We start from the raw sequence: 20617 nt of genomic DNA, 5'->3' as shown, positions 1-20617 counted from the left end.
TATCCGCCATGCCTAGGCCGCGTTCCCTCACCCCCACCCTTCTGGCCAAAGCCGCTCTCGCAGTGATCGGGCGCGAAGGCCCGGACGGCCTGTCGATGCGGGCGGTCGCAGACGAGCTCGGCATGGGCACCATGTCGCTCTACCGCTATGTGCAGGGCCGCGAGCAGCTCGAAGCGCTGGTGGTCGATCTCGTGCTCGATCCCGCCCAGGGTGGTCCCGATCTCGATGTCGGCCGTCGCAAGAACTGGGTCGACAAGGCGACCGAGCTCGCGGTGCGTGCGCATGCCGTCGCGACGACGCATCCGGCGGTGACGCCGCTGCTTCTCGCGCGCCGCCATGCCTCGATCCATTCGCTGCGCTGGGGCGAAGCGCTGCTTAGTGTTCTGGCCGAAGCGGGCTTCGCGGGCGAGCGCCGGGCCATCGCGTTCCGGACGATTGTCGCTTATGTCTTCGGCGCCGTGCAGCTCCAGCACCTCGGCCCACTCGGCGGAGAAGGCACGGCGGCGATCGCGGCGCTGCCTCCGGACGATTTCCCGCTTCTTGCCGACACCGCCCGGAGCGCGCGCAAGATTTCGCCCGACGCCGAATTCCTGAGCGGGCTCAGGCTCGTGCTGCGTGGTATCGCCGTGAAGTAGGCGCGCTCACGACCGCCACAGATCCCCCAGCCATCCGTACAGATCAGAGAAATACGGCGCAGGCCCCATGCCCTCGCAGTGTCCGCCGCTACCGGTCGCATCGCGGTAGACGACCAGCCGCTTGTTGGCGTTGGGCAGGCGCTGGAAGAAGGCCTCGGTCGTCGCCTGAGCGAAGTCGCCCTCGCCGTAGGAGACGAAGGCCGGGCAGCGGATGGCCTCGACATCGACGGTCCAGCGCCGCATCTCCTGGCAGTATTCGAGCGGCGTGTTGAGGCCGTGGGCGCGCAGGCGCGCGAGCCAGAATTCCTGGCCGCGGATGCCGGGGAAGGCTGCCCAGATCTTCTCGTTCAGCGCAGGATCACCGCGCTCCAGGAGCTCGAGCCAGTCAGGCGGGAGGCGCTGGGCGAGAACGGCGCCCATGTCGGTCTGCGCTGGATCGGCGGCGAGGGCGCCAATGCGTGGCTCGTGCGCCGCCGCGCGCGGTGCCAGATAGCCGCCGAAGCTGCGGCCGACGATCGCGATGCGCGTGGCGTCGAGGCGGCCATCGTTCTGCGCCGCGCGCTCGACGAAGTCGATCACCGGGCCGACCACCGCCTCGAAGTCGGGACGGAACGGGATGCCGCGTTCGTGGAGCATCTCGGCCTGGCCCGGCCCGGAGAAGGCGACGACGTTGAAGCCACGCAGCGCCGCCTCGTGGCCGCCAAGTGTGTAGAATTCCTCGACCGGCGAATCGTAACCGCAGGGCATCAGCACGGTCGGAGCGGTCGTGCCGCCTGCCCTGAGCGCAGCCGAAGGGCCTGCGTGCAGCACGTAGCCTTCAAGGGGGATATCGTGCCGCCAGGGAATCTGCACCGGCTCGATCGCGAACGGCAGAGCGGGGATTGCCGCGCGGAAGGCCTCGCGGCAGCGGCGCCAGGCCGCCACCAGGGCGGCGCCCTGCGGATAGCGCCGGGAAAAGAAATAGGCGCAGCGGAAATACTCGCTGGCGCGCAGCCAGGCCTCGCCGGCGTTGTGATGGTGGCCGTACGCGCTTTCGCGACGACCCAGCTCGGCCTCCTTGCGGCCCTCGGCAAACCATTGGGCGTACCAGCTGGCATAGTCACCCGGCGTGATGCGGTGCGCCACGCTCAGGACCTGACCGAGATCGGCGGCGCGGCAGGCAACCTTGGCGGTCGTGCGCTGCAATTGCGCGTCGAACTCGGCATCGTCGAAGAAAAGTTTCATGGATGACGCGCCGCCTCTCCTGTGCCGAGCCCGAGGACGAGGAACACCAGCATGATCGCAGGCGCAATAAAGAAAGGGACGCGGCCGATGGTCGCCGCAGCGGAAATCGAATCGGCTGAAGACCTAGAGTGACGTCTCGGTGATGCGCTCCCACGTAAGCTCGCGCGTCACCTTCACGCCATCGATCTCCGACGTCGGTGGCGTCAGGATCATGCGCCCGCCCTCGAAGCGCACCTTGCGCACCTGCGGCGCGGTGAAGCGCACGGGATCGCAGTTGGCGTCGACGACAGTGGTGAGCGTGCTGCCGTCGAACGTGTAGTTGCCGCAGTAGGATGAATATTGCCGCGGCGTGCCCTCGGGCAGGCTGGCGCGTCCGTCGACCAGGACGGACATCATTCGCCCGTCCGAGGTGAAGGTGACCAGGCCCATGCCGCGCGGCCCGAACGGCACGCCCACCTGCTCGCCGTCGGGATTGGTCGCCCGTGTCGATGCCAGACGCCACACGCCCACGATGTTCCGTTCCATGGTGACCTCAGGTGAAAGCAGGTGTCGGGGAAAGACCGAGGTGCCGAATGTCCCGGTCCCATTGTTCGGCGCCGGTCCGCGTGGCGTCGTAGACGGCGCCGCCGATCGCCTCGCCGACCGCGGTATGAAGACCGGCGCAGTCGAGGGGTGCGTCGCCGCACGCCGAGGCCACGACGATGCAGTCCGTCCCGGTGCCGGTGATGGCCGCTCCTTGCTCCACGCGCCGAGAGTCGACGATGGCGGCCGTTCTCGCTTCGGCGACTATGGAGATCGCTTCGACCATGGCGCCGTCGGTCAGCGGCACGGAGACATGCACCAGCGTGTTGATCGTGCCGACATGTGATGCGCACATCTTGCGCGAGCCTACCCGCTCACCGTTCGATAGCCCGACCGTGGTCAGGCAGGCCGCCTCGACAGCGTCGACGCGTCGCCGACAAGAAAGATGCCGGCGGATGTCGCGAGACGTCATGAAGCCGAGTGCATCCGGCAGGTCGGCCTCCCTCAGCCGGGCTCGCAGAAAGGCTTTCGGATCGGTCGAGGGCCCGAGGTCGCTGTTGCGGACCTCGACCCAGACGATGTCGGAAACGACCGCAAAGCCGGGATGAAGCAACGACCAACCCAGCGTGCGTTGCGGCTCGGCAAAACGCACTTTCAGGAACGGCGGCGCACAATCGATGGCGAAAGGCATTCTCAGCTGAAGGCGAGGCGGCGCGAGCGGCGCTGCGAGCGCGACAGCATGGCGGCAGGGAACAGCGCCAGCAAGGCCACGACACCGACGACGATGAAGGTGTCGGAGAAGGCCATCATCTGGGCGTTGATGTTCAGGATGGTGCCGAGATACTCCAGCGCGCCGGCCTTCTGCTGCTGGAACGGCAGGCCGGAGCGCTGGTAGAGCTGGTAGAGCTGGTGGAGCATGCGCTCGGTCGTGTTGTTGTCGTAGCCCTGGGTGGCGGTGAGCGCATCGGCATGGAAGCGCGTGCGCACCTCGAAGAAGGCCACCATCAGGTTGATGCCGAAGGCGCCGCCGAGCTGGCGCATGAAGTTCGCGACACCAGAGCCCTGGCGCACCTTGTCGGCCGGCAGGGCCTTCAGCGAGGAGGCGTTGAGGCTGGGGTTGATCAGGCCCAGGCCCAGCCGCGAGACCATGATCATCGCCACCAGGGTCCAGAAGGTCGTGTCGACGTCGGCCACCGTCATCCAGGCGAAGCCTGCCGCGAACAGCAGCAGGCCGATGATGATCATGACCGAGGCCGGCATGGCGTCCGACATGCGGCCGGCCAGCGGGAAGATGAAGGCGAGCATGATGCCGGCCGGCATCATCATCAGCCCGGCGAGCAGCGGCGTGAAGCCGATGATGGTCTGCACGAACACCGGGATGACGTAGGTCGAGCCCATCATGCCGGCGCCGAAGATGAAGGCGATCATGGCGGCGGCGGAGAACTCGATGTTGGTGAAGATGCGCACATCGAGCAGCGCGCGCGGCGTGTGCAGCTCCCACAGGATGAAGCCGATGCCGGCCAGCGCCCCCACCGCGAGGCGCAGCACGATGATGTCGGAGCTCCAGCCCTCGCGCTGGCCGTCGGCGATGCCGGTCATCAGGCCGAACAGGCTGATGCAGAGCAGGGCGAAGCCCAGCCAGTCGAACGGCGGGATCTCGCGCGGGATGCGCCGCGTCGGCATGAACAACAGGCCCATGCCGGCGGCGATGACGCAGAACGGCAACGAGATGAAGAAGACGTAGCGCCAGGAGAAGTACTCGATCATCAGCCCGCCCAGGGTCGGGCCGATGGCGGGCGCGAACACGACGCCCAGGCCGAACACGCCCATCGCCATGCCGCGGCGGTCGGGTGGGAAGACGGTGAAGATGGTGGCCATCACCAGCGGCTGGGAGACGCCGGCGCTGAAGCCCTGCAGGACGCGGGCGAAGATCAGCCAGTGCTCGGTCGGCGCCGTGCCGCCCAGGAGGGCGCCCAAGGAGAAAAAGAGCAGCGCGCCGACGAAGATGCGCCGCTCGCCGAAGATGCCGGTCAGCCAGGCGTTGATGAGCATGCCCGCGGTCATGGTCGCCATGTAGGCCGACGACATCCATTGCGCCTGGTCCTGGCCGATGCCGAAGGCGCCCATGACGTCGGGCACGGCCACGTTCACCGTGGTCATGGCCAGCACCATGGAGACCACGCCGACCATGCCGGAAATGGTGACCAGCCAGCGATAGGAGGGCCCGTAGCGCTCGCGAAGGACCTGGGCGGTCTGGACGACGTTTTCAGTCATACGCGGACCGCGGGCGTCTCGCCCGCTCATAAGTCATGAGGCGGGCGGGACGCCCGCGGTCCGCGTATGACTGAAATGAATTAACGCACGTCAATTTCGACTTCGACCATCATGCCCGGCGTCAGCGGCTTGGGCATCTCGACCATGTCGATCTTCACCGGCACGCGCTGGGTGATCTTGGTGAAGTTGCCGGACGGGTTGGGGGTGGGCAGCAGGGCGAAGCGCGCCGTGGTGGCGCTGCCGATGCGCGTGACCTTGCCGACGAAACGGTCGTTGGGATAGGCGTCGACCGACACGACCACCATCTGACCGAGTTTCAGGCGGCCGACCTGGGTCTCCTTGATGTTGGCCTCGACCCAGACTTCTTCGGGATTGTGCAGCAGCAGGATGCGCTGGCCCGACTGCACATACTCGCCCTGCAAGGTGAAGGTGCGGTCGATCACGGCCGGGATCGGGCTTCTGATGGTCCGATCCTCGACGTCGACATTCTGCTGGTGCATTTGCGCCGCAAGATTGGCGACCTGGTGATCGAGCGCGGCGATCTGCGCATCGATCACGACAAGCTTCTCCTGCTCGACCTTGGCTTCCTCAAGACTGTTCAGCGCCTGGTCGAGCTCGGCGCGTGCCTGCTGGAGCTGGCTGTCGAGCTTCTCGACGGCGGACTGGGCGACCTGCAGCGCGCGTTCGTTGGAGACCCGGCGCTCGAACAGTGACCATTGCCGCTCGAGCTCGTTCTTGGCGAAGTCCAGGTCGGATTTCGTCGCCGCCACTGCCCGGTCGCGCGCCTGTACGGTCGAGGTGCGCGTCTTGGCGAGCGCATCGGCCTGGTTCAGGACGAGACGCCGCTCGGCCCGGAGCCGCGTGCGCTCGGCCCGCACGCCTTCGATCTGGGCCTTCAGCGCATCGCTGCGCAGCTTGGCGGCGCGGTCGTCGATCTTGGCCACGACCTGGCCCGCCTCGACCCGCATGCCCTCGCGCACCGGCATGTCGACGACCCAGCCGTCGGCGCGGCTGGAGATGGTGACGATGTCGGCGGTGACGCGCGCATCGTACTCGTAGATGTGGGTGAACCTGAGATAGAGCTCGCGGCCGCCGTAGGTGAGCGCGGCCAGCACCACGGCGACGATGGCGAGCGTCCGCGGGCCGATCGGCAGCCGGCCGCGGCTAAACCTCCAGATGGACGGGCGCGATGGGATGGCGATGCGCGGCGGAGAGGCGGCGGGGGCCGGAGAAGCCGGTGTCGAAACCGTCCTGGCGACAGGTGATGAAACCGACTGATCCACGAGAAGGTTACCGGGCTCCCGGCCGACAGCTTGTCATCCAAAAAGCATAAGCCTGAAACATTCGTCCGACCATCGGTTCGACCGGCTTGCTGCACCGCATCCAGCGCATGCCGGCCCCTGCAATGTGTCCGGCGGCGAGGCTTGCCAAGCCGGCCGAGGCAGGAGACCGTTGGAAAGACGCCGATTTCCTCTCGCACAGCAAAAACAATACGGGAACGCTAGAAAGATGCCTGACGCTTCGCATGGCCCCGCTCCTCGGCAATTGGATGTCGCCATCGTCGGCGGCGGCCTGGCCGGCCTCTATTCGATCCATCGCCTGCGCGGCATGGGCCTGAAGGTCCGGGCCTACGAAGCCGGCTCCGGCGTCGGCGGGACGTGGTTCTGGAACCGCTATCCCGGCGCACGCTGCGACGTGGAAAGCCTGGAATACTCTTACAGCTTCTCCAACGAGCTGCAGCAGGAGTGGAAGTGGCCGGAGCGTTACGGCACGCAGCCCGAGATCCTGAAATACATCAACCACGTCGCCGACCGTTTCGACCTGCGCCGCGACGTGCAGCTCAATACGCGCATCGTCTCCGCCCACTTCGACAGCAAGGCGGGCGAATGGATCCTGAAGACCGACGGCGGCGAGGAGATCCGCGCGCGCTACTGCGTCATGGCCGCGGGCAACCTCTCGACGCCGCGCGTGCCCGACTTCAAGGGCCTGCAGAGCTTCAAGGGCAAGTGGTACCACTCCGGCCTGTGGCCGCATGAAGGTGTCGACTTCACCGGCCTGCGCGTCGGCGTGATCGGCACGGGCTCGTCGGGCGTGCAGATGATCCCGATCATCGCCCAGCAGGCGAAGCATCTGACGGTGTTCCAGCGCACCGCCAACTTCAGCCTGCCGGCGCGCAACGGGCCGATGGAGCCCGAGCGTGAGCGCAGCCACAAGGCGGAGTATCCCGCGCGCCGCGCCGCGGCGGCCGACACGCCGTTCGCCATCGCAGGCCATGCCAAGCCGACCAAGTCGGCGCTCGACGTTTCCGACGACGAGCGCAACCAATCCTACGAGGCAAAGTGGCAGGAAGGCGGCAGCATCAGCTACCTCTATGCCTACACCGACCTCCTGGTGAACAAGCAGTCGAACGACACCGCCTCGGAGTTCGTGCGCAACAAGATCCGTTCAATGGTGAAGGACAAGCGCACCGGCGAGCTTCTGGCCCCCAAGGACCATCCGATCGGCACCAAGCGGCTCTGCCTCGATACGAACTACTACGAGACCTATAACCGGCCCAACGTCGGCCTGGTCGACGTGCGTTCCGATCCGATCGCGCAGATCACCGAGGCCGGCCTCAGGACCGAGGGCGGCCAGACCTTCGAGCTCGATGCCATCGTGTTCGCCACGGGCTTCGACGCCATGACCGGCGCGCTACGCGAGATCGACGTGCGCACGAGCGACGGCGCCATCCTGCGCGATCATTGGGAGGGCGGTCCCCTCACCTATCTCGGCCTGATGATGTCGGGCTTCCCCAACATGTTCGTGGTCACCGGCCCCGGCAGCCCGGGCGTGAAGACGCAGATGATCGCCTCGATCGAGCAGCACGTCGACTGGATCGCCGACTGCATCGGCCACATGCGCAAGGAAGGTTTTAGCCGCATCGAGCCTTCCCCGCAGGCCGAGATGGACTGGGTCCATCACGTCAACAAGGTGGCCGACAGCACGCTCTATCCGCTGGCCAACAGCTGGTACATGGGCGCCAACATACCGGGCAAGCCGCGCGTGTTCATGCCCTATGTTGGCGGCTTCGACCGCTACAAGCGGCATTGCGATGCCGTCGCGGCCAAGGGATATGAGGGGTTCGAGCTCAGTAGGCAGAAGGTCATCGCCTGATGGGAACAAGGACATGAGAGTGTCGCACTTCGGACCTACCAGTGGACGATGCGACGTCATTTCCCTGTCCTGCTTGTTCTCGCACTGACCCAGATCACCGGCTGGGGCGCGGTCGGCGTCTTGCCGGTGATTGCGCCGTCGGTAGCGGCAGAATTCGGAAGCGCTCTGCCGTTGGTCTTTGTCGGCACGTCAGTGATGTTTGTCGGGATGGGGCTCGCGGCACCTTGGGCCGGCCGCGCCTTCCGCCGGTTCGGAACGCACCAGGTGATGACTGCGGGAGCAGGCACGATCGGGCTCGGGCTGTGCCTCGTCGCGCTTTCTCCGACTCTGCCGGTCTTCTGGGTTGCCTGGGCGCTGACCGGCCTGGCTGGCGCGATGTTCCTGACGACCGCGGCCTACGTCTATATCGCAGAATATGCAGAGGATCGGGCGCGAAGCCTGATTGGAACACTGATGCTGGTGACGGGCCTCGCCGGCAGTGTTTTCTGGCCCATAACCGCCTTTCTCCATCACCTGGTCGGTTGGCATGGGGCTGTCCTCGTCTATGCCGGGATCATGGCTTTGGCGATCTGTCCGCTGGTCTGGTTTGGCCTGCCCGCGACTGAAGTCGCGACACAAAGGGCCACTCATGCGGGACGCGGGCGCAAGGGGTCTGTCTTCGTCCTGCTGGTCGCCGCTATCGCCTTGAACAGCTTCGTCACCTTCGGCATCGATGCGGTGGGCATTCAACTTTTGCAATCCATGGGAATGGACCTTGCCGGCGCGGTCGCGGTTGCCTCGCTCCTTGGGGCGTTCAAGGTCGGTGGGCGTGTGATCGATCTTCTGGGCGGGCGGAGATGGGATGGGCTCTCCACCGCGATTGTCGCGGGCGCGATGATCCCGTTGGGGCTGGTCGCGATCTGGATCGGCGGTGCAGGAATTGTCTCCGTAGCTGGTTATCTCGCGCTGTTCGGCCTGGGGAGCGGCGCCTTCGCCGTAGCACGAGCCACGTTGCCGCTCGTCTTCTTCGAGAAAGCCGACTATGCGGCGGCGATGGCGACCATCGCCTTGCCCATGAACCTGATCAACGCACTGGCCGCACCGGCCCTGGCGGCATTGATGGGCAGTATCGGGGCGCAAGTGACTTTCGCGATTCTGGGCGGGCTGAGCATGGCGGCTTTCGCGGCTCTATTGCAGTTGAAAGCCATGAGGGTGAAGCCAGCGCTCGCCAAATGACTGCGACGGGCGCAAATCCAAGGCCATGCGTTGGCCAGCCGCCGTGCAACCAGATACAAGGGTTTTTATTGAGTTCTGCGCGTTTGGGTACCAACGGTCCTTGGGGGAGAGCCGTAACCATGTGCACGCAGCCCGGTAATCGATCGCCGGCCAGCACTCGAGACGTTGGCGAATGGCATGGTTGATCGCGAAACACTGATCCAAGACATCTATGAAGCCGCAGTGCTGCCTGAGCAGTGGCCGAAAGTCCTCGAGCAAATCGGTGGCATTGTCGGCACAGCGCACGCTGTCATGCTCACACGGCGCAGCGACGCCTGGATCGGCTGGACGGCGTCGAAGCCGTTCCAGCCGGTCGTCGCCGCCTACATGAATAGCGACATACCCCTCACGTCCCAGATCACGCCGCGCCTCCTGGCGGCCGATCACGGCGGGTTCCTGCGCCAGATGGATGTGCTCAGCCACGAAGAATGGGAAGCCGATCCGTTTCGCCGTGACTTGTCTCGGCACCATGGCCTCAATCACGCCGCGGCGACGGCGATCCAGGTGCCGTCGGCCGACTTTCTGGTGGTTCACGTCCAGCGCCCTGAGGGCCAGCCGGGCCTGAGCGAGCGCGAGCTCGCCACGCTCGATTCCTTCCGGCCGCACATCGCGCGGGCGGGCCTGCTGGCGGCGCGCTGGCGCCTGCAGCGTCTGAATGCGGCAACCGAGGCGCTTGCACTCGTGGGATTGCCCGCCGCCGTTCTTGACCGAAACGGCAAGGTGCTGGCGGCCAACCGCCTTATCGAGGCGATGACGCATGTTCGCTGGCTGGCGCGCGACCGTCTCGGACTCGTCGATAGGCATGCCCAGAGTCTCCTGCAGGATGCGCTATCCGGTCTTTTCGAGCCGTCGAAGGTGGCTGTGCAATCCTTCGCATCGCGCGTCAGCGCATCGGACGCTGCGGTTATTCATGTCGTGCCGACCTCGGGACAGTCGCGTGAGCTCTTCGGCGGCGGCCTCGCTGTGCTGGTCGTCACGCCGGTTACCGCGCCTGAGGCGCCTGACGCCCAGGTGATTCGCGCTCTGTTCGATCTGTCACCCGCGGAGGCGCGTGTGGCGCGCAGCCTCACGCGCGGCCAGACTGTCGAACAGATCTCCGATAGTTCGGGCGTCACCCGCGAGACAGTCCGTACGCAGGTCAAGGCCGTACTGGCCAAGACCGGCACGACGCGGCAGGCCGAAGTCGCCGCGCTGCTGGCCGGCCTGCCGAGGCTGCCTGCCGACCGCTGAGCCCGCATCCGAAACAGGAAAATCGATCCCCTGTCCCCCAAACAGGTGATGCGGTCCTGATCGCTATTCGCAACATCATGTCATGCGCAGGACGAGCCGTGCCACGACGCTCATGTTGCGAATTTCGACGATGGACGTGCGGCATGTTCACGATTGAATTTGATCGGCAGCACCGGGTGGCGTTGCTTCGCTTCTGGAACACATTCAACAGCGACGACATTCAGGCTATTGACGAAGCCAGCGCTGCGTTGGTCGCCGCTGAAGGCCCGGCCCATTTTCTGTTCGATTTCACCTCAGTCAGTGGGATCGCCATGCCCGACAGGGCGATCAGGGAACGCGGGCGGCGTCGGCAGTTGTGTCCAGGCTACCAACGAGTCGTCGTGGCACGCCATCCGGAGATTGTCGGCTTGTATCGGCTCTTCGGCGCTGTCCAATCGCGGATTGGATCGGTGCCGCCTGTGGTCGTCCCTACGGTGGCCGACGCCCTGGATCGTCTGGACGTGCGGAATCCCGACTTTCGCCTCTTCAGGAGGGAAGGACACAAAGGGGCGAAAAGCAGCTTTTGACTCAGCGCCCGCTTCGAGGGCCGAGCAAAGCTGTCGACGCGGCGCCGACAACGGCCGCGGCCATGGCCGCGAGGAACAAGACGGCGTATCCGCTGCTCACTGTTGCGCCGAGTCCGGCGATGCCCACGGCAAATCCGCCCTGACGCATGACGATGGTCAGGGCCGACGCCATGCCGGCCTGCGCTGGCGGAGCGAGCGCCACCACCGCGCCGGAGAGCTGGGCCTGTACCAGCGCGGCGCCGATCGCGATGACGGCCATACCCGAGAGAACGGGCCAGAGCGGATCGATCGCGAGCGCGTCGAGAAAAGTGGCGGCCAGCACGGCGTCGCCAAGAGCGATGACGACGAGGCCTGTTGCGAATAGTCGTCGCCAGCCCCAGCGCGGTGCGAGTGCGCCCGCATAAGGCGGCAGCACGACCATGGGAAACGTGGCGGCGAGCATGACCAGGCCCGTCCACTCGATGGTGAAGCCGAAACGGGCCTGCAGGAAGAGCGGCAGGTAGACCAGCACCGCCCAGTAAGCCACCGAGACCGTGATCAGGAGCAGGGAGACGGCGATCATCGCCTTCTGACGGAGGAGAGCGGGATCGAGCACGGGCACGGCGCGATGTTGCTGCTGCCAGACGAACAGCGCCAGGAACACGCCGCCGGCGCCGCTGCCCGCCAGCAGCCGCGTCGGCGACTGGTGCGCACTCAGCAGGCTCTCTATGACGAGGCCGAGGGCGAGGGTCAGCAAGGCGATCCCGAGGGGATCGATGGGCCGGCCCGCGTCGTCTCGCGATTCGCCGACAAGCTTCGGCACGATCCAGATCGTGGCGGCACAGACCGGCAGGTTCGCAAGAAAGATCCAGCGCCAACCCGGCCAGGTGGCGAGAACGCCGCCGAGCGTGGGGCCTATCGCCATGGCGACACCCGAGACAATGCCGGCCAGCCCGAAGGCGCGCGCGCGAGCCCCGGGCTCCGGACAGATGCCGGCAATGAGGGCGAACGAGCCGGTGATGACGAATGCCGCGCCAATGCCTTGGAGACCTCGAGCAAGCCACAGCGAGGGCCCGTCCCACGATACCGCGCAAAGCAGCGAAGCCGCAGCGAACACTACGTTGCCGGCCAGCAGCGCCAGGCGGCGGCCGAAGCGGTCGGCCAAGGCGCCGGAGGCAAGCAGCGCGGCAGTGAAAGCAAGGCTGTAGGCATCCATCACCCAGGCGTAGCCCGAGATGCCGAAGCCGAGTTCCTTGCCGATCGACGGCAGGATGACGACGACGGCCGTGACGTCGAACTGGGTCAGGAAGCCCGCGAGGGCCAGAGCGAGAACGGGCGTGCGGCGGAAGTCCGACATGGCCCTGTGAATGGGCCAAGGGGCGGCCGGGCCCCAGCGCCAACCTTTCACTTCTTCATGAATATCGTTCATACTGGCGAAAATGCGCACCTTGCCGCCGTTCGACGCTCTCGTCGCCTTCGACACCGCCTTGCGTCATCGCTCGATGACGCGGGCGGCGGCCGAGCTCGGCATGACCCAAAGCGCGGTCAGTCATCGCCTGCGCCGATTGGAGGCCTTCGTCGGAACCCCGCTGCTCAGCCGCTCGAGCGACGGGCTCCGCGCCACGCCGGCCGGAGCCGAGCTGGCGAGCGGCCTGGGTGAGCTGCTCGACGGCCTCGCCGATCTGCGCGGCCGCTGTCGCGCCCTGGTGACGCCGGCGGGGTTGCGCGTCGCCGTCGGTTCGGCCCTGGCCGACTATTGGCTGGTGCGCCGGCTGCCGCGCTTCACGCGCGCCCATCGAAAGCTCGAGGTCGAGCTCGGCATTGTCGAGAACGAGCTGCAGGCCCGCGCGGCGGATGCCGACGTCCAGATCCTGTGGCAGCCGATCGAGGCCGCGCGATCGACCTCGACCCAGCAGCTGCTGTTCCACGAGCAAGTGTTCCCGGTGTGCTGTCCGCAACTCTTGCCGGGTGGTCGCATGCTGCGCGATCCCAGGGCGCTGGCCGAGCTGCCCCTGGTGCACAAGGGTCCGCCCGGCGGTCGAGGCCAGGGCGCCGAATGGTCGTGGCCGGTATGGTTCGAACGACTGGGCATCGAGCGTCGTCCGCCCACGGGCCTCCGCTTCGCGGCCTTGGGGACTGCGATCGCCGCGGCCCTGGAAGGCGCCGGCGTGGTGATGGCGCGCTCGCTGCTGGTGCACGATGCCCTGACGGACGGCCGGTTGGTGCGCGTGTTGCCGGCCAAATGGGACATGCCGTCGAGCAAGGCCCATGTCGTACGATGGCCAGCGGCGTTGGGAAGCGATCAACGCGTGCGATCGTTCGTCGATTGGCTGGCCGCAGAGGCCAAGTCGACAACGAAAGCCTGATAGGGCCCGCTGTCATCCCGAGCGTAGCGAGGGACCTTTCCTGCGGCTTCAATGGCCCCTCGCTTCGCTCGGGGTGACAGTTACGACCCGCGCCGCAGCGTTTCGGCCAGCACGCGCACGGAACGCCTCAACTCATCCTCGCCGAAGCCCGCAAACCCCAGCAGCAGGGCCGAACGGTCCGGTTGTCCGGCGAAGAAATCCGCCAAGGGCCTGACGACCACGCCGGCTTCCGCGGCAAGGCGCGTGGCAGCCCTGTCCGTCATCTGCTTGCGCAGCCGAGGCACAAGGTCGGCGACCAGATGCATGCCGGCCGTGCTCGGCACGATCTCGAGCAGGCCGTCCAGCACGCTGGCCGACGAGACCAGCGCTTCCTGCCGTTGCGCGTAGAGACGCCGCGTCCGACGGATATGGACGGCGAGATCGCCTGACAGCATGAATTCGGCGAGCGCCGGCTGCGCGACCAATGATGCCGCAACGCCGCGCAGGCGCAGGTAGGCCCGCACCTCGTCCAGGAACAGTGCGGGCAGGACCATGAAGCCGATCCTGAGCGTCGGTGACAGGATCTTCGAGAAGCTGCCGAGATAGATCACGCGCTCATGACGGTCGAGGCTCATGAGGGCCGGCAGCGGCGCGCCGCGATAGCGGTACTCGCTGTCGAAGTCGTCCTCGATGAGATAGCCGCCTGTCCTGGCCACCCAGTCGAGCAGCTTCAGGCGACGGGTGAGCGTCAGGGTGGCGCCGAGAGGAAACTGGCGCGATGGCGTGAGCACGGCGCCCTTCGCCTTGAGGCGAGGTCCGACCGCATCGAGGTCGAAGCCCTCGTCGTCGACGCGAACGGGCAGAACGCCGATGCCGTTCTTTTCCAGGCCGAAACGCATGGGCGCGTAACCCGGGTCCTCGACCAGGACGGTGTCGCCGCGGGCAAAGACGCAACGGCCGATGATGTCGAGCGCATCGGCGGTGCCGCTGGTGACGACGATCTGCGCGCTGTCGCAGTCGATGTCGCGCCATTCGGCGAGGTGGCGCGCGATGGCGTTCCTGAGCGGCCGCCATCCGAAGCTGTCGGGAGCGCCGGTCAAGGCCGGCACAGGGTTACGCCACGCCCGGGCGAGCAGGCGCGACCAGGTCGCGTGCGGGAACAGCTCGGGGTCGAGTGCGCCCACCTGGAAAGGACGATGCGCCCGAGGCTCAAATCTGGGCTCGACCCCCTCGTCGCTCGCGAGAAACGGACGCAGTCGTTTTCGGCTGCGGTCCTCCTTTGTCACCTTCAGGACGTCGTCGGGCAGCGTCGAGCAGACGTACATGCCCGATCCGCGCCGCGCTTCCATGTAGCCCTCGCTCGCGAGCTGGTCGTAGGCCAAGGCGACGGTGATCCGCGAGACGCCGAGTTCCTGCGCCAGGCCGCGGGTCGACGGCATGCGCGCTCCCTGGTGGAGCCGGCCGGACAATATGAACTGCCGGATCTGCCGGACGAGCTGATGCTGCAACGACTGCTCAAGCAGCCGATCGACGCTCAGGGCGGCGATAGCGGCACTGGCGCTCTTTGCATTGCGAAGTGGCTCTATCTTAATCGTCATAACTGGCCATAGGCGTATGTCCACTTGCATGATACCCGATGTGGGACGCTCGTCACCAAGCGTGACGGCGCGGAGGGTCCAATGGCGAGCCACGAACATGCCAGCGTCTGCACGCTGGATTGCCCCGATACCTGCAGCCTGGAAGTGACGGTCGAGGCGGGACGTATCACCAAGGTGCGCGGCTCGAAGGCGCTGCCGCTGACGGCCGGCGCGATCTGCAACAAGGTGGCGCACCATACGGCCGACTTCGTTCACGGCCCGCGCCGTCTCACGCATCCCCTGCGGCGCGTCGGGCCGAAGGGCTCCGGCGCCTTCGAGCGCATCACCTGGGACGAAGCGCTCGATCTCGTTCATGAGCGGGTCTCCGCCGTCATCGCGCGTCATGGCCGCGAGGCGGTGGCGCCGCTCAACTATTCCGGCCCGCACGGCCTGATCGCCGTGGACAGCATGTCCCTGCGCTTCTTCCATCGGCTGGGCGCCAGCCAGCTCTATCGACGCTCCCTCTGCGGGGCCGTCCGCAGCGAGGCGTGGGCCGGCACCTATGGCGCCGTGGCCGGCATCGGGCCCGAGGCGGCGACGGACGCCAAGCTCAACATCGTCTGGGGCAACAACGCCACGGTCGCCAACCTGCATCTGGTGCGTAACGTGCGGCAGGCGCTGCGCAAGGGCGGTCGCCTGGTCGTGGTCGACCCGCTGCGGACCAAGATCGCCGAGCAGGCCGATCTGCATCTCGCCCTGCTGCCGGGCACGGATGTCGTGCTGAGCTTCGCGCTGGCCAACGAACTCGAGAGGCTAGGCGCCCATGACCGTGCCTTCATCGCCGCCAACGTGCACGGTTATGACGAGTTCATGGGCGCGGCGCGCGCCTGGACGGTCGAACGGGCGGCCGAGGTCTGCGGTCTCGACGCCAACGACATCCGCACCCTGGCCGCCTGGATGAGCGAGAGCGACCCCATGGTCATGGCGCTCGGCAACGGCCAGGAGCGCGGGCGCAACGGCGGCAGCGGCATCCGCGCAGCCATTGCGCTGCCCGCGCTCATGGGCAAGCTCGACGCCCGCAACGGCATCGTGCTCGGCGCCGGCAACGCCTTCCCCAAGACGCCGGCGAAGCTCACGCGGCCCGACCTGCTGCCCGGCCCGACGCGCACGCTCGACATCGTGGACATGGGCCGGCATCTCGCCGAGGACGACATCGACCCGCCGCTGCGCGCCCTCTTCATCTACAATCACAACCCGCTGGTCGTGCATCCCGACCAGAATCGCATCCGCCGCGGCCTCATGCGCGAGGACGTCTTCATGGTGGGGATCGAGATCGCCATGACGGAAAGCATGGCGCTGTGCGATGTGATCCTGCCGGCGGCGACTCATTTCGAGCAGGGTGACCTCTACGCCGCCTATGGCCACCACTGGCTGCAGCGCGCCGAACCCGTCATTGCACCGGTCGCCGAGACCTTGCCCAACACGGAGATCTTCCGCCGCCTCGCCGCGCGATTCGGCTTCAACGATCCCGCCCTGCAGGCCTCCGATCGCGACCTGATGAACGACGCGCTCGACGCCTCGCACCCTGCCTTCAACGGCATCCAGCCGAGCGACCTGCCGATACGAACGGCGCTCAGGATGAGCGCGGATGGCGGTCCGCTCGCGTTGTTCGCGACACACCGGCCGGCGACGCCCTCGGGCAAGGTCGAGCTCGTCTCGGACGTGCTCGCCGAACGGTGGGGACCGGACGCCCGCGTGCCTGCGTTCCGGCCGCGCGACGAGCGGTACAAGCTGATGCTGATCTCGCCGGCGTCGGACGCGCGCATTTCCTCGACACTGTTGGGTGTCGGCGGTGCGGCCGGCGAGACGCCACCGCTGCTGATGCATCCTGAGGACGCCGCGGCCCGCAAGCTCGAGGGCTGCGCGCACGCACGGGTCTACAATGAGCTTGGCGAGGTGATCCTGCCGCTGGTCGTCACCGATGCCGTGCCACCGGGCGTCGTCGCGTCGGAGAAGGGTGCCTGGGTCGCCACGAGCCCGACCGGCCAGACCATCAGCGCGCTGGTGCCTACCGACCGGCGCGCCGACCTCGGCAAGGGCGCCTGCTATAACGATGTCGGCGTCGAGGTGGCGATGGCGTGACGGCCCGCGCTGCATAGGAGGTCGCGGTTCCCGCTGAGGCCCTCCTGCGCCAGGCGCCTTTGACGCTGACTTCTTCACGACAGCACGATTCAGATCGCAAATGCACACCGTGCGAAAACGGCCGAAGGGTTGCCCCCGTTTTCTCGATGAGTATTATCGAATTTCGATAAGCACCTTCGATCGGTTCGTGTGAAAACCGCAAGACACCAAGAGTTCTTCGGCGGCCTGATTCGCCTGCACATCCTCCATCATGCGGTGGAAGGCAAATTCTTTGGCAACTGGATGCTCGAGGAACTGCGTCGGCACGGTTACAGGATCGGCCCCGGCACACTCTATCCAATGCTTCATGTGCTCGAGCGCAAAGGCTACCTCAAATCGCGCACCGAAGGCCCTGGGCGTCGAGCCCGCCGCCACTACCGCGCGACCGCGAAGGGCCGCAGCGCGCTCATTGCAGCGCGGGGAAAGGTCGAAGAACTCTTCAACGAACTGGTGGAGCGACAATGAACCGACCCGGGGATAGCGCACCGCAAGGTGACGCCTCGTCCGGGTCGTGGCCGGAGGTGCTGGCCGTCTTCCTGCGGCTCGGCCTGACCTCGTTCGGCGGCCCGATCGCGCATCTCGGGTACTTTCGCGAGGAGTTCGTTGCCAAACGGCGATGGCTCGACGATCGGGCCTATGCCGACCTGGTCGCGCTTTGCCAGTTCCTGCCGGGCCCAGCATCGAGCCAGGTCGGCATCGCCATCGGCCTGTCGCGCGCCGGATACGCCGGAGCGCTGGCGGCGTGGACGGGCTTCACCCTACCCTCCGCCGTCATCCTCGTCGTCTTCGCCTATGGCGTGGATGCGCTAGGCGGCGCCGGTGGCACGGGCTGGCTGCACGGCTTGAAAGTTGCTGCGGTCGCGGTGGTTGCCCAGGCGCTCTGGGGCATGATGCGGTCCCTCACGCCGGACCGCGAGCGCGCGACGATCGCCGTGAGCGCTGCCGGCCTTGTTCTCGCCCTGCCATCCGCATGGTCGCAGGTCGGTGTGATCGCGCTGGGCGGCATCGTGGGTGCCGTCTTCTTGCGCGTCGCGGCGCCGACCGACCACGTCTCTCTTCCCTTGAAGGTCGGCCGCCGCACAGGCGCCACCCTGCTCGCGATCTTCTTCATACTGCTGGCGGGCCTGCCGCTGTTTGCATCCGGGAGTGCTTCGCAGGGCCTCAAGCTCGTCGATGCTTTCTATCGCACCGGCTCGCTGGTATTTGGCGGCGGCCACGTCGTGTTGCCGCTCCTGAAAGAAGCAGTCGTTCCGACAGGCTGGGTCGGCGAGGATGCGTTCCTGGCGGGCTATGGCGCAGCCCAGGCTGTACCGGGCCCGCTGTTCACCTTCGCCGCCTACTTGGGCGCCGTCATGAAGGCGCCACCGAACGGCGCCGCGGGCGCCGCGCTCTGCCTGGTGGCAGTTTTCCTTCCATCGTTCCTCCTGGTCATTGGCGCTCTGCCCTTCTGGGAGGAGCTGCGCAACAGGGCATCCACCCAGTCAGCATTGCGCGGCATCAATGCCGCTGTCGTCGGCCTCCTGCTTGCGGCCCTCTACGACCCGGTGTGGACGGCAGGTATCACGAAACCCGGTGACTTCGCCCTCGGCGTTGCAGCGTTCCTGTTGCTTGCGATGTGGAAGACGCCACCTTGGCTGGTTGTCGTCCTGTGCGCATTCGGTGGAGCGTTCGTCGCGGCCTTTTGAAGGGTTCGTCAGTCGGTCAAAGGAGACAGTCATGTCGATCAAGCTCCTGTCTTTCGTGCTCTCGACCAGCGTAGTCGTTCTCTCGATACTCAGTGCGGCCAACGCCCAGACGCCGGCGCCAGCGAACGCCGCGCCGCAATCCTATCGGCCCGGCCTTGGCGACCTGATGACCATGACCGTGCAGCCGCGTCACACCAAGTTGGGCCTGGCCGGTCAGGAGAAGAACTGGGCCTATGCGGCCTACGAGCTCCATGAGCTCGAAGAGGCTTTCGAGCGGGCGGCTCGCGTCTGGCCGACGTACAGGACAGTGAGCATCGCCGACCTGATTGTCGCTACAACAAAAGAGCCGATGGAGGCTGTGTCAGAGGCGATCAAGAGCGCGGATGCGGCAAGGTTCGCCGCCGCCTACGGGCGCCTTACGGAAACATGCAACGCCTGCCACCAGGCCACAGGCCGAGGCGTTGTGGTCATACAGGTGCCGAAGGCATCGCCCTTCCCCGATCAGGACTTTCGGCCCGTAAAGCAATAGTTGCAGCCGTGGCCGGATGCACAGGAGGTCGAGATGGCGGATGCAGTGGTCAATGTCCGTTACATGGTCCATGACGTTGATGAGGCTGTCGCATGGTACACGACGTACCTTGGCTTCGAGTGCCTATCGAGCGCCGCCCCTGCTTTTGCCGACGTAAAGCGGGGACCGTTGCGCTTGCTGTTGAGCGGCAAAACCAGCTCGGCCGGACGACCGATGCCCGATGGCCAGCAACCGAGCGCCGGCGGGTGGAACCGCATTCAGTTGGTGTTCGATGACTTGGCCGCCGAAGTCGATCGACTGCGCGCCGCCGGAGTCGCGTTCCGGAACGATGTGGTGAAGGGCCCAGGCGGATCGCAGATCCTGCTGCAGGACCCATCCGGAAACCTGATCGAGCTGTTTCAACCCGCGGCACGCGGCGCTCGTGCATAGGAGCGATTTGGTGCCTTGGCGAGGTCTCGGACCGCGGCGGACCACTCAGGGCAGCAGGTCGCGGATTTCATCCAGCATTTCCGGCGCGCCGAACGGCACGACCATCAGCGCGTCGTCGAAGCCGAGGTCGGCAATGCGGCGCAGACGATCGCGGGCCTCGGACTTGCTGCAGACCAGTGTCGTCTTGGCGTGTGCGATCAGCGGATGCGCGGGCGGATCGGGACGCAGGTCGGTGAAGATGTTGGCGAGGATGGCGCGCTTGCCGCCGGCCTTGCGGAACATGTCCAGGCCGATCGGCAGGTCGTCCAGGGACGCGTATATCCCTGACGCGATCCAGCCATGGCAGTGCTTGGCCGCGAGGTTGATCCAGCGAGGGCTTCGCCAGGCGCCGAGATAGACCGGCGGGCCGCCCTCCGTGCCCGGCCAAACGGAAAGGGCGGGGCCGTAGACCGGTTCGCCCGCCCACACTTTGCGCATCACCGCGAGATGGTCCGGCAGCAACGTGAAGCGGCGCTCATAGTCGATCTGCACGGCGTCGAAATCGTGCTTGGTCGACCCACTGCCGACGCCGAAGCGGAAGCGACCGCGCGACAACAGGTTGACGGTCTGCGCGCGATGCGCCAGCTCGACCGGATGGCGTAGCGGGACCTGCATCACGCAGGTGCCCAGCTCGATGCGCTCGGTTGCCTGGCAGAGCGCGCTGAGGAAGAGCAGAGGATCAAGCGTGGCGCTGCCACGTGCAAAGGCATCGGTGGTCCATAGCCCGGCAAAGCCCAGCGCTTCGACGCGCGCGGCGAAGCCGATGGCGCGCTCGAAAAGTCCGCCGGCTTCATGGACGGTGGGAATGGCGACGATGCCGAATCGCATGGCAGCTCCTCAATGGTCTTGGCACTTCCCCCTCCGGGGCAGGGTTGGATGCCTTACTCGATCGGTCGACCGGCGTATCCGGAGTGCTTTGGTTAGTACTTGGTATCGCAGATACCTGATAGAGGCACGCTGTCATCCCGAGCGCAGCGAGGGACCTTTCCTGCGGC

At 66.5% G+C, this 20617-nt stretch carries 19 protein-coding genes; 11 read left to right on the top strand and 8 right to left on the bottom strand.

The genetic code is table 11. The features are described from left to right. Positions 1–8 precede the first annotated feature (8 nt). Positions 9–635 (top strand): TetR/AcrR family transcriptional regulator, encoded by a 627-nt coding sequence (locus tag RSO01_RS23460; protein WP_147151918.1) that lies wholly within the window; start codon positions 9–11, stop codon positions 633–635. 6 nt (positions 636–641) lie between these two features. Here RSO01_RS23460 and RSO01_RS23455 read toward each other — a convergent pair whose 3' ends face one another. The 5 genes from RSO01_RS23455 to RSO01_RS23435 form a co-directional block, all read right to left on the bottom strand. Beyond that, positions 642–1859, bottom strand: a complete 1218-nt coding sequence (locus tag RSO01_RS23455; RefSeq protein WP_147151915.1) for an alpha/beta hydrolase family protein — start codon at positions 1857–1859, stop codon at positions 642–644. 123 nt (positions 1860–1982) lie between these two features. Continuing rightward, the gene (locus tag RSO01_RS23450; protein ID WP_147151913.1) at positions 1983–2384 is read right to left on the bottom strand and encodes a lipocalin-like domain-containing protein; all 402 of its coding nucleotides are present in this window, start codon (positions 2382–2384) and stop codon (positions 1983–1985) included. A 7-nt stretch (positions 2385–2391) separates the two neighbouring features. Next, complete coding sequence (locus RSO01_RS23445; protein ID WP_147151911.1) at positions 2392–3072, bottom strand: adenosylcobinamide amidohydrolase; 681 nt, start codon at positions 3070–3072, stop codon at positions 2392–2394. A 2-nt stretch (positions 3073–3074) separates the two neighbouring features. Further along, on the bottom strand, positions 3075–4655 hold the full coding sequence (locus RSO01_RS23440) for a DHA2 family efflux MFS transporter permease subunit (protein WP_170303301.1): 1581 nt from the start codon (positions 4653–4655) through the stop codon (positions 3075–3077). 80 nt (positions 4656–4735) lie between these two features. Next, positions 4736–5770, bottom strand: a complete 1035-nt coding sequence (locus tag RSO01_RS23435) for an HlyD family secretion protein (protein WP_170303300.1) — start codon at positions 5768–5770, stop codon at positions 4736–4738. A 394-nt stretch (positions 5771–6164) separates the two neighbouring features. Between RSO01_RS23435 and RSO01_RS23430 the strand changes: the two genes are divergently transcribed. The 4 genes from RSO01_RS23430 (at position 6165) to RSO01_RS23415 (ending at position 10858) form a co-directional block, all read left to right on the top strand. Next, positions 6165–7808, top strand: a complete 1644-nt coding sequence (locus RSO01_RS23430; RefSeq protein WP_147151905.1) for a flavin-containing monooxygenase — start codon at positions 6165–6167, stop codon at positions 7806–7808. A gap of 48 nt (positions 7809–7856) precedes the next feature. Continuing rightward, complete coding sequence (locus RSO01_RS23425; RefSeq protein ID WP_147151902.1) at positions 7857–9023, top strand: MFS transporter; 1167 nt, start codon at positions 7857–7859, stop codon at positions 9021–9023. A gap of 165 nt (positions 9024–9188) precedes the next feature. Next, positions 9189–10292: a helix-turn-helix transcriptional regulator gene (locus RSO01_RS23420; RefSeq protein WP_246158715.1), complete on the top strand. Its 1104-nt coding sequence runs from the start codon at positions 9189–9191 to the stop codon at positions 10290–10292. 143 nt (positions 10293–10435) lie between these two features. Beyond that, positions 10436–10858: a hypothetical protein gene (locus RSO01_RS23415; RefSeq protein ID WP_147151900.1), complete on the top strand. Its 423-nt coding sequence runs from the start codon at positions 10436–10438 to the stop codon at positions 10856–10858. Between the two features lies 1 nt (position 10859). Here RSO01_RS23415 and RSO01_RS23410 read toward each other — a convergent pair whose 3' ends face one another. After that, the gene (locus RSO01_RS23410) at positions 10860–12194 is read right to left on the bottom strand and encodes an MFS transporter (RefSeq protein WP_170303299.1); all 1335 of its coding nucleotides are present in this window, start codon (positions 12192–12194) and stop codon (positions 10860–10862) included. Between the two features lie 82 nt (positions 12195–12276). Here RSO01_RS23410 and RSO01_RS23405 point away from each other — a divergent pair, with 82 nt between their 5' ends. Beyond that, complete coding sequence (locus RSO01_RS23405; RefSeq protein WP_147151896.1) at positions 12277–13203, top strand: LysR substrate-binding domain-containing protein; 927 nt, start codon at positions 12277–12279, stop codon at positions 13201–13203. A gap of 80 nt (positions 13204–13283) precedes the next feature. On the opposite strand, the gene pdxR is transcribed toward RSO01_RS23405, so the two are convergent. Next, a complete protein-coding gene (gene pdxR, locus RSO01_RS23400; RefSeq protein WP_246158713.1) occupies positions 13284–14780 on the bottom strand; it encodes a MocR-like pyridoxine biosynthesis transcription factor PdxR in 1497 nt (498 codons plus the stop codon). Positions 14781–14861: 81 nt separating this feature from the next. Between pdxR and RSO01_RS23395 the strand changes: the two genes are divergently transcribed. The 5 genes from RSO01_RS23395 (at position 14862) to RSO01_RS23375 (ending at position 19583) form a co-directional block, all read left to right on the top strand. Next, on the top strand, positions 14862–16901 hold the full coding sequence (locus RSO01_RS23395) for a molybdopterin-dependent oxidoreductase (RefSeq protein WP_147151892.1): 2040 nt from the start codon (positions 14862–14864) through the stop codon (positions 16899–16901). A 189-nt stretch (positions 16902–17090) separates the two neighbouring features. Next, complete coding sequence (locus RSO01_RS23390) at positions 17091–17405, top strand: PadR family transcriptional regulator (protein ID WP_246158710.1); 315 nt, start codon at positions 17091–17093, stop codon at positions 17403–17405. Next, on the top strand, positions 17402–18625 hold the full coding sequence (gene chrA / locus RSO01_RS23385) for a chromate efflux transporter (RefSeq protein ID WP_147151890.1): 1224 nt from the start codon (positions 17402–17404) through the stop codon (positions 18623–18625). Before RSO01_RS23390 ends, chrA begins: the two co-directional genes overlap by 4 nt. Positions 18626–18656: 31 nt before the next feature. Continuing rightward, positions 18657–19154, top strand: coding sequence for a cytochrome family protein (locus RSO01_RS23380; RefSeq protein WP_147151888.1), 498 nt, complete (start codon positions 18657–18659; stop codon positions 19152–19154). A gap of 33 nt (positions 19155–19187) precedes the next feature. Continuing rightward, positions 19188–19583, top strand: a complete 396-nt coding sequence (locus RSO01_RS23375) for a VOC family protein (protein ID WP_147151886.1) — start codon at positions 19188–19190, stop codon at positions 19581–19583. A 45-nt stretch (positions 19584–19628) separates the two neighbouring features. Here RSO01_RS23375 and RSO01_RS23370 read toward each other — a convergent pair whose 3' ends face one another. Continuing rightward, entirely contained in the window at positions 19629–20450 is an 822-nt protein-coding gene (locus RSO01_RS23370; protein ID WP_246158708.1) for an LLM class flavin-dependent oxidoreductase, read from the bottom strand. Positions 20451–20617 lie beyond the last annotated feature (167 nt).

This window comes from Reyranella soli, from assembly GCF_007992495.1.
In the GTDB taxonomy this organism is placed as follows: Bacteria; Pseudomonadota; Alphaproteobacteria; order Reyranellales; family Reyranellaceae; genus Reyranella; species Reyranella soli.
Note: the sequence above shows the minus strand (reverse complement) of the source record. Positions and strands in the feature narration are given on the sequence as shown.

Coding starts and splice junctions, on each gene's coding strand:
- RSO01_RS23380 (WP_147151888.1), top strand. CDS start 18,657: ATGTCGATCAAGCTCCTGTCTTTCGTGCTCTCGACCAGCGTAGTCGTT.
- RSO01_RS23440 (WP_170303301.1), bottom strand. CDS start 4,655: ATGACTGAAAACGTCGTCCAGACCGCCCAGGTCCTTCGCGAGCGCTAC.
- RSO01_RS23430 (WP_147151905.1), top strand. CDS start 6,165: ATGCCTGACGCTTCGCATGGCCCCGCTCCTCGGCAATTGGATGTCGCC.
- RSO01_RS23395 (WP_147151892.1), top strand. CDS start 14,862: ATGGCGAGCCACGAACATGCCAGCGTCTGCACGCTGGATTGCCCCGAT.
- RSO01_RS23375 (WP_147151886.1), top strand. CDS start 19,188: ATGGCGGATGCAGTGGTCAATGTCCGTTACATGGTCCATGACGTTGAT.
- RSO01_RS23410 (WP_170303299.1), bottom strand. CDS start 12,194: ATGTCGGACTTCCGCCGCACGCCCGTTCTCGCTCTGGCCCTCGCGGGC.
- chrA (WP_147151890.1), top strand. CDS start 17,402: ATGAACCGACCCGGGGATAGCGCACCGCAAGGTGACGCCTCGTCCGGG.
- RSO01_RS23415 (WP_147151900.1), top strand. CDS start 10,436: ATGTTCACGATTGAATTTGATCGGCAGCACCGGGTGGCGTTGCTTCGC.
- pdxR (WP_246158713.1), bottom strand. CDS start 14,780: ATGACGATTAAGATAGAGCCACTTCGCAATGCAAAGAGCGCCAGTGCC.
- RSO01_RS23460 (WP_147151918.1), top strand. CDS start 9: ATGCCTAGGCCGCGTTCCCTCACCCCCACCCTTCTGGCCAAAGCCGCT.
- RSO01_RS23425 (WP_147151902.1), top strand. CDS start 7,857: ATGCGACGTCATTTCCCTGTCCTGCTTGTTCTCGCACTGACCCAGATC.
- RSO01_RS23445 (WP_147151911.1), bottom strand. CDS start 3,072: ATGCCTTTCGCCATCGATTGTGCGCCGCCGTTCCTGAAAGTGCGTTTT.
- RSO01_RS23455 (WP_147151915.1), bottom strand. CDS start 1,859: ATGAAACTTTTCTTCGACGATGCCGAGTTCGACGCGCAATTGCAGCGC.
- RSO01_RS23450 (WP_147151913.1), bottom strand. CDS start 2,384: ATGGAACGGAACATCGTGGGCGTGTGGCGTCTGGCATCGACACGGGCG.
- RSO01_RS23405 (WP_147151896.1), top strand. CDS start 12,277: ATGCGCACCTTGCCGCCGTTCGACGCTCTCGTCGCCTTCGACACCGCC.
- RSO01_RS23370 (WP_246158708.1), bottom strand. CDS start 20,450: ATGCGATTCGGCATCGTCGCCATTCCCACCGTCCATGAAGCCGGCGGA.